This window comes from Streptomyces sp. NPDC002868 (assembly GCF_055563295.1).
Window position 1 is genome coordinate 1,007,104 of record NZ_JBVHDR010000001.1, and the last position, 15,325, is coordinate 1,022,428.

Sequence of the window (15,325 nt, forward strand, 5' to 3'; positions counted from 1 at the left end):
TACTGGCCGTATGACGATCGAGGACAGCAGGTACGAGGCGGTGAGCAGCAGGGACGCCCGGTTCGACGGCGTGTTCTTCTTCGCCGTCTCCACCACCGGGATCTACTGCCGTCCGAGCTGTCCCGCGATCACGCCCAAGCGCCGGAACGTGTCGTTCTACCGGACGGCCGCGGCGGCCCAGGGCGCCGGCTACCGGGCCTGCCGCCGCTGCCGCCCCGACGCCGTGCCCGGCTCCGCCGAGTGGAACACCCGCGCCGACGTCGTCGGCCGCGCCATGCGGCTGATCGGCGACGGCATCGTGGACCGCGAGGGTGTCGCGGGCCTCGCCAGCCGCCTGGGCTACAGCGCCCGCCAGGTGCAGCGCCAGCTGAACGCGGAACTCGGCGCGGGCCCCATCGCCCTGGCCCGGGCCCAGCGCGGCCACACCGCGCGCGTGCTGCTGCAGACGACCACCATGCAGGCGGCGGAGATCGCGTTCGCGGCAGGGTTCGCGAGCGTACGGCAGTTCAACGACACCATCCGGGAGATCTACGCGGCCACCCCCAGCGAACTCCGCTCCGCCCGGCCCGGCCACAGCTCACGCTTCGGCCCGGTCGCCCCCGAGAACGGTGCCGCTGCCGGAGTGCCGCTGCGGCTCGCGCACCGCGGTCCCTACGCCGCCGTTGAGGTCTTCGACTACCTGGGCCGCCGCGCCGTCACCGGAATCGAGGAACTCGTCGGCGAGCGCGGCTCCCGCGTCTACCGGCGCACCCTGCGGCTGCCCGGCGGCCCCGGCGTCGCCGAAGTCGGCGAACAGCCGGGCCCGGGAGGCTGGTTGGAATGCCGGCTGCACCTCGCGGACCTGCGCGACCTGACGACGGCCACGCAGCGCATGCGCCGCCTGTTCGACCTGGACGCCGACCCGTGCGCCGTCGCCGAACGACTGGGCACGGACCCGGCGCTCGCCCCGCTGGTCGCCGCACGCCCAGGCCTGCGCGCCCCCGGCACGGCCGACCCGCACGAACTCGCCGTACGGGCAGTGCTGGGTGAGGGGGTCTCCGTGGCGGCGGGTCGGCGACTCGGTGACGCGCTGGTGGCTGTGTACGGAGAGCGGTTGTGCGAGCCGAGCGGCGGGCTCACGCATCTGTTCCCGCGCGTGGACGAGCTTGCGGCGGCCGCGCTGAACGAACTCGAGATGCCCGACGCGCGGCGCGCCACGCTGCGTACGCTGACGGCCGCGCTCGCGGAGGGCGCGGTGGCCCTGGACCCGGGCGCCGACCGGGACGAGACGGAGCGGCAGTTGCTCGCACTGCCAGGCATCGGCCCCTGGACGGCGGGCTACATCCGGATGCGCGCTCTCGGCGACCCGGACGTGCTGCTGACGGGGGACGCGGCGATCCGGGCGGGGATGCGGCGCGCCGGGGCGGAGGCGGAGGATGCGGAGGGGTGGCGGCCCTGGAGTTCGTACGCGATGCACCACTTCTGGATCACGCCGTGACGTGAGGGCATATCGGTCTACGGCGTGCGGAAGCTCACCCACTCGCCCGGCTCCGGGACGGGAAGCCCCATCAGTCGCGCTCGCTCACGGTCTTGCGGCAGATGACTGAGGACCTCGATGCCCTCATCGGCCAGAACGCGTTGTGCGTCCCGGATCCGGCGCGAGAAGTCGAGGTGCGCCGTCACCGTGCGCAGTGTCTCCGTCGAGACCCGGCGCCCTGTCACACGCCGGAAGAGCTCGGCCCCGCGGGCGGCACCCGATGCCTGGGTGAGGATTGCGGTGCGGTCTTCCTCGGAGAGTTGGAGGAGAAGATTCTCCGGCAGCTCGGCGTCCTGGTGGAGCCATTCCACGGCCCGCAGCAGGGCATGCCTGCGGAGGGCTCTCTTTCCGTCCTGGTTTGCGGCGTCCACCAGCAGCTCGGGCCGGACACGAATCAGTCCGGCCGACCACCGGGACCGCTCGTCGTCGGCGTGCAGCACGAGGGAGAGCTCGTTCTCCGCCGCGGGCGGGAACATCCAGCGCGGACCGTTGAGTGAGAAGCGGACGTCGAACTCGATGTCCGGCAGCGCGAATTCCGCCCGCACTGCCAGCTCCACATTCTCGGAAAGGTAGCTGCGCTCGGTGGGCGTCAGCTCACCCGGGTCGAAGCGACCGGTCCGAGAGCCGTCGATGACCTTGTCGAGGCAGTCTCTGAGCAACTTCCCCATGCGGTGCCCGTCGGGGTCCTCGGTCAGGAACGCTTCGCGCATGTACTGGAGTTGGTCGTCCACCAGCGGTGTCGGGTCCGGGAACTGGAGCCACGCGTCCAGCGTCTCGTCCTCTTCGACGATGCGAAACCGTGCGAAACGCTCCGTCGACAACGTCGTATCGGGGTGTCGCAGCGCGGCCTCCATGGCTGCCGCGGAGACGCACACCGTACGGGAAGCGCCCGAGGCCCATGCGGCCGAGTCGAGGTCGGGGCAGTCGAGCAGCTTGAGCGCGGTGTCCACGGCAAGGTCCGGCACATCGCTCTCCGTCGGCCCGGTGTCGAGGACCACCCGCACAACGAGCCGGGGGGAGCCCTGCAGCCGATTGACGGTGTCGAGCGCTCCCGGCAGGTCGTCCATCAGCCCGGCCAGGATCTGCGCGATCGGCACGTCCGAAGGGAAGGCATAGAGCACGGTGCCGCCCCCGAACGGGATCCGGCGAACGCTCCGGTCCACCCCAGCAGCGGTCAGGGCCTCGTCAAGGCTGTTGAGCAGAACTCGCTGGTCGGCGAGCCGCTGAGCGGCGAAGTCCTGGATGTGGACCGCGACGACGGTCGGTAGGGGCCGCCGGCTCGCGCGGCCGGTGACTGGCGGACTGGTTTCTTCGGTCCGCAGGAGCTCCTGCAGTTCGGCCACCCGGCTGCTGTCATCGGCCGTCAGAGAGACTGCCAGCGCCTCCTGCCAGCGCTGCCGGGCGGTGTCCCTGTCACCCGAGTGATGGAGGGCAAGGCCGAGTACGATCAAGGCCTCTGCCTCATAGGAGGCGTTGCCCGTCTGGACGAGCGTCACGGCCGACGCCTGGGCGGCGCTGTGCGCCGACTGAAGGTCGCCGGTGGCCAGATGGGTTTGGGCCACGCGCAGGAGTGTCAGGCCCACTTCCTGGTGATGACGTTGTTCCCGGAACAGCGCCACGGTCTCGGAGAGACATTCCAGCTCCTCGGTGTGGTGGCCGAGTTGGGAGTGCGCATCGGCGAGTACGCGCAGCAGCTCGGCGACCCGCAGCGAGATGCCCAGTGCTCGCAGGAGCCCCAGCCCGCGAGTGGCCGCATCGACCGCACGATCGGCCGCCCCGCGCTCCAGGTGGAGCCGGGCAAGGCCGTCGAGCGCCGCTGCCTCTGCGAAGCGGTCACGGTCGGCATGGGCAATGGCACACGACCGTGTGAAGTGGTCCGCCGCGCGCGCGTAGTCGCCCTCGCGCTGCGCGATGGTCCCGAAGAGGTGAGCGACGATCCCTGCTGTCGCGGGGTCTTCTTCCGTGGCGGCCGTCTCCAGGGCGACCCGCGCCTCCGACTCCAACCCCGCCGAGAAAAGGCTGTGAGCCAAGGCTACTTGAGCTCTCGCATGGCTCAGGCTGTCCCCGGCCGTGATGGTGTCGTCGGAGATGGTGAGCGCGGCGCTGCGGTACCGCGCCGCGTGGAAGGGAGACATTGCCAGATCTCTGAGCAGCAGCAGCAGATTTGCACGGATGCGCGGGGCGACGCTACGGCCGACGTCGTCGGCAGACAGCACAGTCAGCACATGGGGGAACTCATCAAGAAGCCGCTCAAGGCCACTGCCCCTCGCGACGGCGGCTTCGTCGGAGTCGATGAGCCCCAGGCGGTCGGCGAGCAGGTCACCCGGGCGATCCGCCTTGCAGGCGCGCACTGCCTCCCTGCTGTAGTGGCTGAGGAGCCGTTCCATGGCGTCCGACTCGCCCCAGGCTCGCTGCCGGGCGAAGCGCTGTACTTCGTCGTGGAATTGGTACGGGTACCGATCAGGAAGTCCGGAGCGCTCCAGCAGACCGTGATGGACAAGTACGTTGACGATCTCGAGCGCCGATCGGAGGGGCAGGTCGAGCACGGCGGCGACCTCATGAATCGTCAGCTGCGCGGTGTCCATCAGGGCGAGCTGCAGCAAAGCCCGCGCGAGCCCGGAGTCCAAATGGTTGAAGCGCAGCTTGAGGGCGGCATCCAAAGCCGAATCGGTGGGGTCGGTGCTCTTCAGCCCCAGCGCAATCCGGTGCGTGGCAGGCGTCTCTCGTGTGGCGATCCACTTGGCGATCAAGGCAATCGGCAGCGGCCATCCGCCACAGCCCGTAACGAGCTCCATGCGTTCCGCACTGCTGAGCCCCCGCCGTCCTGTGAGCAGGCTCAACAGGGTCAGCCCGTGCGTTTCGTCCAGCGGGGCGATCTGGATCACATTGGCACGGAGGCGTGGCATCGCCTGCCTGCTGGTGACGACGACCGCACAGCCGGGAGAGTCCGCGCCAGGAAGCAGCGGCGCCACCTGCGACGCATTGTGGGCGTTGTCCAGTACGAGCAGCACCCGGCGCCCGGCCAGGGTCTCGCGGTACAACTCTGCAAGCTCATCGATGGTGCCGGGAATGGACTCGAGCGGTACGCCCAGCGCCTGAAGGAAGCCGACCAGCACCGGGGTGGGATCCAGTGGGCGCGAACTGGAACCTCGCAGGTCCACGAAGAGCTGGCCATCCGGGAAATGGCTCTTCGCCATGTGGGCGGCGCGCAGGGCCAGTGTGGTCTTGCCCGCGCCCGCCGTACCTCCACGTGCCGCCAGACACACGACTGGTGATCCCGGCGAGGTGAGGAAGCGCAGCAGCTCCTCAAGGGGCCTTTCGCGACCCACGAAGAACTCCACAGTTTCCGCCGGGAGTTGAGCCGGCACCGGTCTCCCGGATCCCGCCCGAAGCGGCTCGCCCACCTCCGCCGACAGCCCCAGCAGCTCCAGCGTCCGCCGTGACGCCTGCCCGAACGGCTGCAGTTCCGCCGGGAGTTCCGACGTCCCCTCCGGGTTGTGCGCCACCGACGGAAGCTGCCCAACCCCGGCCCCCTGGGACGACACATGTCGGCTCAGCGCCCGGTTGATCCGCCACACCTCGTGCTCCGCGAGCTCCCGTCTCAGCCGCTGTTGCACCTCTTCGGGCAGGGCCAGCTCGACCGTTCCTGCCGTATCCGTGCCGAGCGGGAAGAGCCCGCTGGTGAGCAGCTCGGCGACATCCGCTGTCGTTGCCTCGGGCACCAGCTCCTGGCGGATGAGATGCAGCAGGCGCATGCTCAGCCGGTCGAAGGCGGAGCAGAGCACAGCCAGGCGCGCCGCCGCGGGCGAAGCCGTACGCAGGAAGCCATCAGCGCGCGCGTCGGCAGCCGATGAACGAGAAGCTCGGCGACGAGTCGCCGTGCGGCCACCCGGCGGGACGAGTACCGCGCCGCACCCCTCAGGGGCCGTGCGCATCAGAGTGCGCGACCAGCGGTCCAGGGAGTGGGGAGACAGCGACAGCACGGGGATCGGCAGCCACGGGCCGTCATCACCGTCGGGCAGCAACGGCGGCGGATCGAAGACCAGATGGGAGTTGACCGAGCCCGGTGCCCCGGGCGCGACCCGCACCGTCGGCAGATCAAGACCCGTCCGGCGCCACAGCTTCGGCGGCAGCGGATTGAGCAGGGCGACCGGCGTCGTCAGGGACCACTCCCGCAGCTGCCGCCACACGTTCGGCTCCCGCCACCCCGGTGCCGCGCAGTCGGAAACGGCCACCACCAGCCGACGGCCGTAGGGCGACCGTAGCTGGCCCGTCCCCGTCAACCGGCCCTGGCCGTCGCGGAGTTCGGGGCCTTCGTCCCCGAAAGTCAGATCGCGCACCTGAAGCGTACGGAACGCGCCGAGCCGGTCCAGTACGGCGGTGAAGTCGGCGATCGTCTCGTGCCACACCTGCATGGCGGGGGAGCTGTCCACCACGAGTACGAGGTCGAACCACCGCTCCGGCGCCGCCCTGAACGCCGGGATCAGCTCCCCGCTGCGGGCATAGCCGTCCACCGTGGCGTCGATGTCGAGGGCGGGCCGGCGGCCCTGACGCCACGGCCGCTTCCACGGCCGCAGGGCGCGGGTCACCTCCAGCGCCTGCGGCAGGCCCGCGGCCCGTGACGCGGCAACCGCGTCGCCCCGGACCCGCGAGCTCGCGCCGGCGAGCCGCTCGTGCAGGGCACGCTCGGAGGCGGCCGCTCCCGCACCCGAGGGCGGCGGCACGGCAGCCTCCGCCACCGGCTCCGGTGCGTCTGCCGCCTCGGCGGACTGTTCCGGCGAAGGCGCACCGGACACCGCCTTCGCCGGTCCGTCCTGCGCCGCGAGCCACAGCGCATCGGCCAACGCAGTCCCGTCCAGCTCCGGCGCCGCGGCGCGCAGCGCCGCCACCGCCCGCGCCAGCGACGCCTCCTCAGGCACGCGACAGCTCGCGCAGGACGAGGTCCATGACCTCCCGCTGGTCCTCTCCGGCAGGAGCACTGCCGCCGGTCAGCAGGTGCACGGCATTGAGGAGCTGGTCGATCGCCAGGCTCTCGCCCGCCGCGATGCGCTCGGCGAAGGCCTCGATCAACAGGTCGGCCGCCCCGGACCGATCCGTATCCGCACCGACCTGCAGATGCGCCTCGACGACCCGGCGCAGCGCATCGACCGTCGGCTGCGGCATGGTGTAGCGGATGCAGCGCCGCAGAAAGGCCGCGGGGAAGTCCCGTTCGCCATTGCTGGTCATCACGATGAACGGGAAGCTGTCGCACTGGACGAGCCCGCGCTCCACCGGGCGGCGCGTGTCGCCGTCCCACTCCCGCACCTCGACGATCTCGCTCTTGTACCGCGCGAGTTCGGGGATCTCGAACTCCCCGCGCTCCAGCACATCGAGCAGATCACTCGGCAGATCCAGATCGCTCTTGTCGATCTCGTCGATCAGCAGCGCCCGCGGGCGTTGCGCCGGGAGTAGCGCCGTGCCCAGCGGGCCCATCTGCAGAAAAGGGCGCGATGTCGTCGCTGCCACCGGGCCCGTCGAGTCGCTGGGCGTGGATGCGGCCCAAGGCGTCGTACCGGTACAGCGCCTCCGTCAGGGTGCTGCGCGAGGTGATGTGCCAGCGCAGTACGTCGCCGAGTTTCAGCTCCGCCGCGACCTGCTCGATCACCGTGGACTTGCCGGAACCCGCCGCGCCCGTCACCAGCAGCGGCCGGCGCAGCGCCAGCGCGGCGTTGACCGCCTTGACCAGACCCGGCGGCGGCTGGAACTGCTTGTGCAGGGCCTGCCGGGGGAAGCTCCGCCACGGAGGCGGCTCGCCGAGGTCGACATCGCGCGGCGTGCCGTCCCCGACGTAGAAAGGCTGCCAGGTCATGCGGAGTTCTCCCCCTCGGTAGTGAACTGCTCGAACCAGTCGCAGAAGTCGAGCCATTCGGAGTCGTGCCACACCGAGCGCCACTGCGCGAGATGTTCCCGGCCGTCCGACTCCGCCGATGTGTTCTGTCCCCAGCTGCGGCGGTAGGCCTCGCTGAATTCCGTGGGCAGCAGATGCCAGAACCTGTCGAGGCTGTCCCGGGACCTGTCAGGCACGCTGCCTTCGCCGCCCGGCCACAGCACGATCGGGGCGTACGCCAGGAGTACCTCCATCACCTGCTCGAACCGCGCCGGCCGGTGCTCCAGAGCGACCGCTCGCGCGTACGCGCCGTGCCCGAGCCGCGTCCTGAGCTCCTGGGCCTGTCCTGTCTCCTGCTCGCCGAGCCAGTCCACGGGCGCGCCGCCCGTTCCGCACGCGCTCATCGCCTCGAGCTTCTCCCTGGCCCGCGCATTGATCCACCACAGATGGTCCGGCGGGCACAGACGCTCGCTCCAGCGCAGCACCACGTCGTAGGCGACACCGAGCCGCTCGCCGAAGTCCGTCTCCTCGGGCCGCCAGCGCAGCAGCAGCGCGGCAGAGGCGGCGACCTCGACCCGCTGCAGCCGTACGCCCATCGTTCTGGCCTGCAGGGACGCCCACTTCAGCACGCCGGCCAGCCGCTGCTCGACCCCCCTCTGGTCGGGGGCGCAGTCGAACTCCTTGTGTGCGTGCACATCGCCGCGGTCAAGGAGCCAGGCGTCAAGCGTCTCGGGCCATTCGTCGGCGACGGCTGCATGCAGGCTGACGACCAGTCGCAGTCGCGATCTGGTGCCCTGCTGCCGCAACGCCTCGAAGGCGTCGTTGAGTTCGACTTCGGCGCCGATGGAGTGCGCCCAGGCGGTGAGCCGGGGACTGTCAGGGACCGGCTGGTCCTCGGTGGCGAGCGCCGCGACGAAGACCGCCAGGCGAGTGGTGCGCGTCTCGTCGACACGTGGAGCGCGCAGCCGCAGGTACTCCACGGCGTCCCGCAGCAGTTCGCTCCCCGAGGCGTCCGGCAGCCCCGCACCGGACCGGCCCGCCGCGGCCGACATCGCGCGCCGCAGCCGCTCGGACGTCAGCGGCCGGCCCGGCCACGAGGTGAGCAGGTCGATGGTGCGCAGGCCGTCCAGCAGACCGTCGAGGACACGCAGCGCCCAGGCCAGCTCGGCGGCGCTCCCCGGCGGACGCTCGCGCAGGGTGACGCGCAGCCGCTCCAGCACATCGGCGCCGGTGACGGGCGCGGTCAGCAGGGCAGCGCCGCCCAGAGGTTCCAGCGCCTGGTCGAGCTCATCGGTCGCCAGTGGCCCGAGCACCGACCCGGACCGCAGAAGGTGGCCGGCGTTGCGCGCGAGCCAGGGCCGTTCGCCGAACTGCGCGCCGTCGTACTCCACGAGGCGGGCGTCCTGACCCGGCACGGCGTCCCGTACGGCATCGAGCACCGTCGCGGGCCGCAGGAACTCGCCCGCGCCGCCGATGCCTTCGGCGAGCACCCGGACGAGGCCCCGGGTGAAGGCGAGCCGGTACGCATTCTGCGCGGCACCAACGGACATCAGCAGCGAGAGCCGGGTCGCGCCCTGGCGCACCCCGGCGTCCAGCGCCTTGAGGTCCGGCGTGGCGCCCCCGGCGTGGCAGGTGTCGACGAGTGCGATCACGCCTGGCAGTCCCGGTGTCTCAAGGGCCTGGGCCAGCAGTTCCCCGACGTTCACAGCGGAGCCGATCACACCGGCCCGCGAGTCGCCCGCCATCAGATACAGCGTGGGGTTCTGGCCGGGCGTGATGCCGTGGCCGATCAGGGCGAGGACGAGCACTGCTCCCGCTTCGCCCGCCTGCTGGGCAGCGGCGCGGACCGCGGCCTCGATCTGCGCCTGGCCGACGGACGGGCCGTACAGCAGCGACGATGCGGTGGCCGGAGTGCACGCGCCGGTCCAGCGGTCCGTGAACGAGCCGTGCAGAGACCGTGCCACCTCCTCCAGGCCGTCGAGCAGCCCCAACTCTGCGCACTGCGGGGCAATGACCAGGGTGTGGCGGCGGGGAGTCGGCGCTGTCATGCGATCGCGGCTGCCTCGATCGCCTCGACGACCGGTCCGGCGACGGCCGGCTGCGCGAGATATTTGGCGGCGGGGTGCACCCACACGCCGTCCGAGTCGACGCGCCTGCTGACGGGCAGTACGGACCGGTCGTTGGGGCGTACGAACTTCTCCAGCCGCGGCCGTCCCGCGATGAAATCGTCCCGGTCCCAGAAGTTGAGCCACCGGTCGACCGAGCCGGGCACCCGCAACGGCTGCGGGCGCACCCTGGGCTGCACCACCGTACGCATCCCCATCGGCGAACCGAGGGTGACCAGCAGCGGTACGCGTCCCCGGTGCGCGTGCAGCGTCTCCAGCGATACGACGGTGCCCAGGGAGTGGGCGACGACGAGGGTGGGTCCGGCGGGGTCCAGTGCCTCCTCGACGCGGCGGCGGATCCGGGCGTCGAGGGTCAGGCCCGCCTCGTCCGGTTCGGCGCGGCGCAGATAGCGGGCCACCTGGCGGAGCTGGAGGACCATCAGTCCGGCGCCGGCCCAGCCGCCGAAGGTCCGCAGCCCGGGCAGCGACAGCAGGGTGTTCGCGGCGTTGAGCACATGCCGGCCGACCTCCCCGAGGCCCTGCGACACGCCCTCGGGGACGAGTTGGGCCCGGGCGTGGCGCAGCAGACGGACCTCTTCGTCGGTGCCGGTCTCGGCCAGCCGCTCGTCGAGGGCTTCCAGCAGCCACTCACCGACCAGCTGCGTCTCCTCGTCCGAGCCGGGGCAGCCCGTCGCGCCCTGGGCGCCGCGCGTGTCGAACAGATCGCCGTAGTACGCGAATCGAGCATCCGCCGCCCACTCCTGCACCAGATCCAGGACCCGGCGCGAATGGCCCGCGGCGCGGGCGCCGTCGGCCAACGCGTGCAGCCAGGCGTCGAGTTCGGCATCGGCGTCCCGCGGACCGCCGATGCCATGCACGAACACCAGACGCGGCTTCATGGTTCCCCCCTAAAGCCCCCGCCCGGGGGCTCCGGGCGAGCTCCGAGAATATCAACTGCCCTGCTGGTCGCTGTGCGTGTCTGCGCTGTTGGCCGACCTCAGGCGATGGACGCCGAGACGATGGCCGCGACCGCCAGGTTGCAGGACGCGGTCACCCACACCGCCGGATGCGGCTCCGGCTCGACCAGCGTCGCGCCCAGCTTGCCCGGCGTGACCAGGTCCACCACCAGGAACGCCACCCCCATCATCACCAGGCCCAGCAGACCGAACGCGGCGGTGGAGGCGAGGCCCTTGCCGAAGTTGTCGTACGTCGTCCAGATCGAGGTGAAGACGATGCCGCCGATGCCCAGGAGCGCGGAGCTCAGCAGCAGCGCGGCATTGCGGTTGCGGTCCTCCCATATCTGCCGGCCCAGCTTTCCGGGCGTCAGCAGGTCGACCAGGACTATGCCGAGGATCAGGAGGACCACACCGAGGGCGCCGTACGCGCTCGCGCGGCCAAGTCCGTTGAGGATGTCGCTCATTGAGGGGACGGTCTCCGTGTCGATAAGTTGATGCTGGTCAAGGGCGCGCAAAATCTACCGCACGGTTCCGGCCAGTGGATCACCTGGTCCGTGTCACCCGTATGGCGCAGCAGCGCAGCGGACGGCGGCCGGACTCGTACGAGAGTGGATCCCGTACGCACCACCTGACCGCGTCAGCACAGGGAGACATCCATGACCAGCTGGTTCGGGGGCGGCGGCCGCTACTCCCTCGATCACGCGACCAGGCACCGCTTCGACCAGCCGTGGGTGGTGGCCGTCGCCTTCCTCGGCAGTGCGCTCGCCGCGGCCGCGGTGGTCGGCAGGAGGGCGCAGGATCAGCCCGATGAGCAGCTCACGGACGCTGCCGGGGAGTCGCCCCGTACGCTGTCGGTGCCGTCGTCCGACCTGTTCCGACAGCCCGAAGGAGACAGCCGCCATGGCAGAACCCGACATCCGCGACAACCGGCAGAGGGGGCTCCTGGAGGCGTACGAGGACGGTCAAGTCACCGGCCATATAGCCTACTTCACTCTCGACGCCACGCCGGCCGCCCTGGTCGCCGTGCACACCGTGGTGGAACCGGAGTACGAGGGCAAGGGCATCGCGAGCGCACTGGTGCGCGAGTTCTACGCGATGGCGGCGCGCGAGGGCGTGCCCGTCGTGCCACTGTGCCCGTACGCGGCCAAGTGGGCCCACAGCCACCCCGACGAGGCCCCCAAGCCGCCGGCCGAGCTGGTGCGCACGGCGGAGGAGCAGCTGAAGGACCAGCCGCAGCTCTGGTGACCGGGCGGACGGCGCTACTTCCAGACACGCTCTAGCATCCGGTCCATGCTGGCGCTGCTGCACACCTCCCCGGTCCATGTCACGGTCTTCGACGCCCTGCGGGACGAGGACCATCCGGGTCTCGCGCTGCGTCATCTCGTTGACGAGGATCTCCTCGCCCGGGCCCGGGCGGAGGGCCCCGAGGCGGTCGCGCCGGCCGTCGCCGCCGTGCTCGCCGGGGCCGTCGCCGAGGGTGCGGCCGCCGTCCTCGTCACCTGCTCCACGATCGGCGGCGTCGCCGAGGCGTGCGCCGCCGACCTCGGCGTTGTGGTGCTGCGGGTGGACCGCCCGATGGCAGCCGCGGCCGCCGCGGCGAACCGGATCGTGGTGGTCGCCGCCCTGCGCAGCACCCTGCAGCCGACAGTCGCACTGATCCGCGAAGAGGCCGCGGGCCGCGCGGTCGACGTCCGCACGCTGCTCGTCGCAGGCGCCTGGGAGCGCCTCGAGGCGGGCGACCGCGACGGCTATCTGGACGCCGTGGCCGCCGCGGTCGACGGGGTGCCCGCCACGGATGTCATCGTGCTGGCCCAGGCGTCGATGGCGGACGCGGCAGACCGTACGACGACCGACGTCCCCGTCCTGTCCAGCCCGCGGTCCGGGCTGCGGGCCGCCGCCCTGGCCGCCAGGTACGGATCATGATGACTGGACCCGGCGCGCGTGGGCACGCGCACCGGGAGACATTGGGAACGCACGACTTTGAACCGTTGGAGGTCTGGCATGACCCACCCACCTGTCCCGCCTTCGCCGATCCCGTCGCCGGGACCGCCCGGACCTGATCCCGGACCGCTGCCGGGACCGGGGCCGGTGCCGACGCCTCCGCCGGGACCCGCGCCCGACCCCATTCCGCAGCCGCCGGGCCCCGGCCCCGAACCCGTACCGCCGCCGGAGCCCGAACCCCAGCCTGGTCCGGCGAGCTGAATCGGCCCGCAGCGCTGATCAGTCGGTGTGCACCTCCGAGCGGTCGCCGCCCCACAGGGTGTGGAACGAACCCTCGCGGTCGGTCCGCCGGTAGGTGTGCGCACCGAAGAAGTCACGCTGGCCCTGGGTGAGCGCCGCGGGCAGCCGCTCGGCGCGCAGGGCGTCGTAGTACGAGAGGGCCGCCGAGAAGCCCGGCGTCGGGACGCCGTGGCGGGCGGCCGCAGAGACCACCTCGCGCCAGTCGTCCTGCGCCGCTCCGATCTCCTCCGCGAACTGCTTGTCCGACAGCAGACTCGGCAGGTCGTGGCGGGTGTCGTACGCCTCGCGAATGCGGTCGAGGAACGCCGCCCTGATGATGCAGCCGGCCCGCCAGATCGCGGCCACCGAACCGAGGTCGATGTCCCAGTCGTAGGCGTCGCTGCCCGCCTGGATCTGGTGGAAGCCCTGCGTGTACGACACGATCTTGGACGCGTACAGCGCCTGCTCGACCTGGTCGGCGAAGCGCGCGGCATCCGCCTCGCCCAGCGGCCGGGCCGTCGGCCCGGGCAGGGAGTGTGAGGCCTCGCGCAGGTCCGCGTGCCCGGAGAGCGAGCGGGCGAAGACCGCCTCAGCGATGCCGGAGACCGGTACCCCCAGATCGAGGGCGATCTGCACCGTCCAGCGGCCAGTGCCCTTCTGCTCCGCCTGGTCGGTGACGATGTCGACGAAGGGCTTTCCGGTCGCCGCGTCCGTGTGCGCCAGCACCTCCGCCGTGATCTCGATCAGATACGAGTCGAGCCGCCCGGTGTTCCAGGTGCGGAAGGTCTCGGCGATCTGCGCGGGGGAGTAGCCCGCGACCGCGCGCAGCAGGTGGTACGCCTCGGCGATCAGCTGCATATCGGCGTACTCGATGCCGTTGTGCACCATCTTCACGAAGTGGCCGGCGCCGTCCGGGCCGATGTGCGCGACGGTCGGGGTGCCGTCGGGAGCCTTCGCGGCGATCTTCTCGAGCAGCGGGCCGAGCGAGGCGTACGACTCGGCCGAGCCGCCCGGCATGATGCTCGGCCCGTGCAGCGCACCCTCCTCGCCGCCCGAGATACCCGTGCCCACGAAGTGGATGCCGCGCTCCCGCAGTTCCTTCTCTCGGCGCCGGGTGTCGGCGAAGTGGGCGTTGCCGCCGTCGATGATGACGTCGCCCTCCTCCAGCAGCGGCGCGAACTCCTGGATCACGGCATCCGTCGGATCGCCCGCCTTGACCATGATCACCAGGCGGCGCGGGCGCTCCAGGGCCGCGACGAACTCCTCGGCCGACTCGGCGGCCACGAACGTGCCCTCGGCGCCGAACTCCTCGACCAGCTCGCGCGTCCTGGCCGCAGTGCGGTTGTGCACGGCGGTCGTGAAGCCGTTGCGCGCGAAGTTGCGGGCGAGATTGCGGCCCATCACCGCGAGCCCCGTGACGCCGATCTGGGCTGTTCCACTCATCAGTGTGCTCCTGGATGTCCGTCGGAAAATCCATGTCCCGCCCCTACGCATACGTACAGGCGGAGCCGGCCATTCATCGATCCTCAAGCCCTCCGGACGCTTCCGCATTCCGGGACGGCTGAATCGCGCCGTCGCTCCAGTGTCCGCCCGCGGGCACCGTTCGGACGCCCAAATGGTGCCAAGCGGGCAGCGCGCTGCGCCGCGATGCGTGCCCCGGCCCGCACTACCAGCGCCGACGGCTTCGCCGAAACGGGCAAGAACGGGCACAGCAAATCCAGCGAAGAGCCTGGTCGAGCGGGCGTGCCTGCTTGTACAAACGACGCATGAGCCCGAACGGACGCCGGGCCCGGAAGTACCGACAGCGCACCGCCAGCGCACGGACAGCGCATGGACCGCGCATGGATCGCGCTACAGGACAGAAGCAGGGAGGTGTGCCGTGGACACCGAGGAACGCCGACGGGGAATTCTCGAGACGGCCCGGCGGGACGGGTCGGTCGATGTCAACCGGCTGGCCGGCCAGTTCCAGGTGGCCAAGGAGACCATCAGGCGGGATCTGCACGCCCTGGAGGAACACGGTCTGGTGCGGCGTACGCACGGCGGCGCCTACCCCGTCGAGTCCGCCGGTTTCGAGACGACGCTCGCTGTGCGGACCACCCGTCATGTGCCGCAGAAGTCACGGATCGCGACGGCCGCCGCCGATCTGCTCGGTGACGCCGAGACGGTCTTCGTCGACGAGGGCTTCACCCCGCAGCTCGTCGCCGAAGCGCTGCCGCGGGACCGGCCGCTGACCGTCGTCACCGCGTCCCTGGCGGTGGCGACCGTCCTCGCGGACGCAGAGAAGATCTCCGTGCTGCTGCTCGGCGGGCGCGTCCGCGGCGGCACCATGGCCACGGTCGACCACTGGGCCACCCGGATGCTCGCCGACTTCGTCATCGATCTGGCGTACGTCGGCGCGAACGGCATCTCCCGTGAGTACGGACTGACCACACCGGACCCCGCGGTGAGCGAGGTCAAGGCACAGGCCATGCGCAGCGCACGCCGCCGCGTGTTCGCCGGAATCCATTCGAAGTTCGGGGCGGTGAGCTTTTGCCGCTTCGCCGACGTCGGCGACTTCGAGGCCATCGTCACCGACGCGGGCCTGCCCTCGGCCGAGGCGCAGCGCTACTCCCTCCTCGGCCCGCAGGTCATCCGCGTCTGAGCACGCCTATGCCGCACAACT

At 71.3% G+C, this 15,325-nt stretch carries 9 protein-coding genes and 2 pseudogenes; 5 read left to right on the forward strand and 6 right to left on the reverse strand.

What is annotated here, in order from left to right:
* The first annotated feature begins 10 nt into the window (after positions 1-10).
* On the forward strand, positions 11-1,477 hold the full coding sequence (locus tag ACZ3H8_RS04675; RefSeq protein WP_467397312.1) for an AlkA N-terminal domain-containing protein: 1,467 nt from the start codon (positions 11-13) through the stop codon (positions 1,475-1,477).
* Positions 1,478-1,494: 17 nt separating this feature from the next.
* Here ACZ3H8_RS04675 and ACZ3H8_RS04680 read toward each other — a convergent pair whose 3' ends face one another.
* From ACZ3H8_RS04680 to ACZ3H8_RS04700, 5 genes and pseudogenes are all read right to left on the reverse strand, one after another.
* The gene (locus ACZ3H8_RS04680; RefSeq protein ID WP_467397314.1) at positions 1,495-6,435 is read right to left on the reverse strand and encodes a NaeI family type II restriction endonuclease; all 4,941 of its coding nucleotides are present in this window, start codon (positions 6,433-6,435) and stop codon (positions 1,495-1,497) included.
* Positions 6,428-7,364, reverse strand: a pseudogene (locus ACZ3H8_RS04685) (AAA family ATPase). The gene ACZ3H8_RS04680 and the pseudogene ACZ3H8_RS04685 overlap by 8 nt, the downstream one beginning before the upstream one ends.
* A complete protein-coding gene (locus tag ACZ3H8_RS04690; RefSeq protein WP_467397316.1) occupies positions 7,361-9,430 on the reverse strand; it encodes a vWA-MoxR associated conflict system protein in 2,070 nt (689 codons plus the stop codon). Before ACZ3H8_RS04690 ends, ACZ3H8_RS04685 begins: the two are co-directional and overlap by 4 nt.
* Complete coding sequence (locus tag ACZ3H8_RS04695) at positions 9,427-10,386, reverse strand: alpha/beta hydrolase (protein ID WP_467397319.1); 960 nt, start codon at positions 10,384-10,386, stop codon at positions 9,427-9,429. Before ACZ3H8_RS04695 ends, ACZ3H8_RS04690 begins: the two co-directional genes overlap by 4 nt.
* 98 nt (positions 10,387-10,484) lie before the next feature.
* Positions 10,485-10,907: a DUF350 domain-containing protein gene (locus ACZ3H8_RS04700; protein WP_467397321.1), complete on the reverse strand. Its 423-nt coding sequence runs from the start codon at positions 10,905-10,907 to the stop codon at positions 10,485-10,487.
* A 210-nt stretch (positions 10,908-11,117) separates the two neighbouring features.
* Between ACZ3H8_RS04700 and ACZ3H8_RS04705 the strand changes: the two are divergent.
* From ACZ3H8_RS04705 to ACZ3H8_RS04715, 3 genes and pseudogenes are all read left to right on the forward strand, one after another.
* Positions 11,118-11,255, forward strand: a pseudogene (locus ACZ3H8_RS04705) (RpiR family transcriptional regulator); the annotation flags it as partial.
* An 88-nt stretch (positions 11,256-11,343) separates the two neighbouring features.
* Positions 11,344-11,688 (forward strand): GNAT family N-acetyltransferase, encoded by a 345-nt coding sequence (locus tag ACZ3H8_RS04710; protein WP_467397324.1) that lies wholly within the window; start codon positions 11,344-11,346, stop codon positions 11,686-11,688.
* A 45-nt stretch (positions 11,689-11,733) separates the two neighbouring features.
* A complete protein-coding gene (locus ACZ3H8_RS04715) occupies positions 11,734-12,366 on the forward strand; it encodes an aspartate/glutamate racemase family protein (protein ID WP_467397326.1) in 633 nt (210 codons plus the stop codon).
* Between the two features lie 297 nt (positions 12,367-12,663).
* Here ACZ3H8_RS04715 and gndA read toward each other — a convergent pair whose 3' ends face one another.
* Positions 12,664-14,106 carry an NADP-dependent phosphogluconate dehydrogenase gene (gene gndA, locus ACZ3H8_RS04720; protein ID WP_467397329.1) on the reverse strand — a complete coding sequence of 481 codons (1,443 nt, stop codon included), beginning with the start codon at positions 14,104-14,106 and terminating at the stop codon, positions 12,664-12,666.
* Positions 14,107-14,542: 436 nt separating this feature from the next.
* Here gndA and ACZ3H8_RS04725 point away from each other — a divergent pair, with 436 nt between their 5' ends.
* On the forward strand, positions 14,543-15,304 hold the full coding sequence (locus ACZ3H8_RS04725) for a DeoR/GlpR family DNA-binding transcription regulator (RefSeq protein WP_398982621.1): 762 nt from the start codon (positions 14,543-14,545) through the stop codon (positions 15,302-15,304).
* The last annotated feature ends 21 nt before the right edge of the window (positions 15,305-15,325 follow it).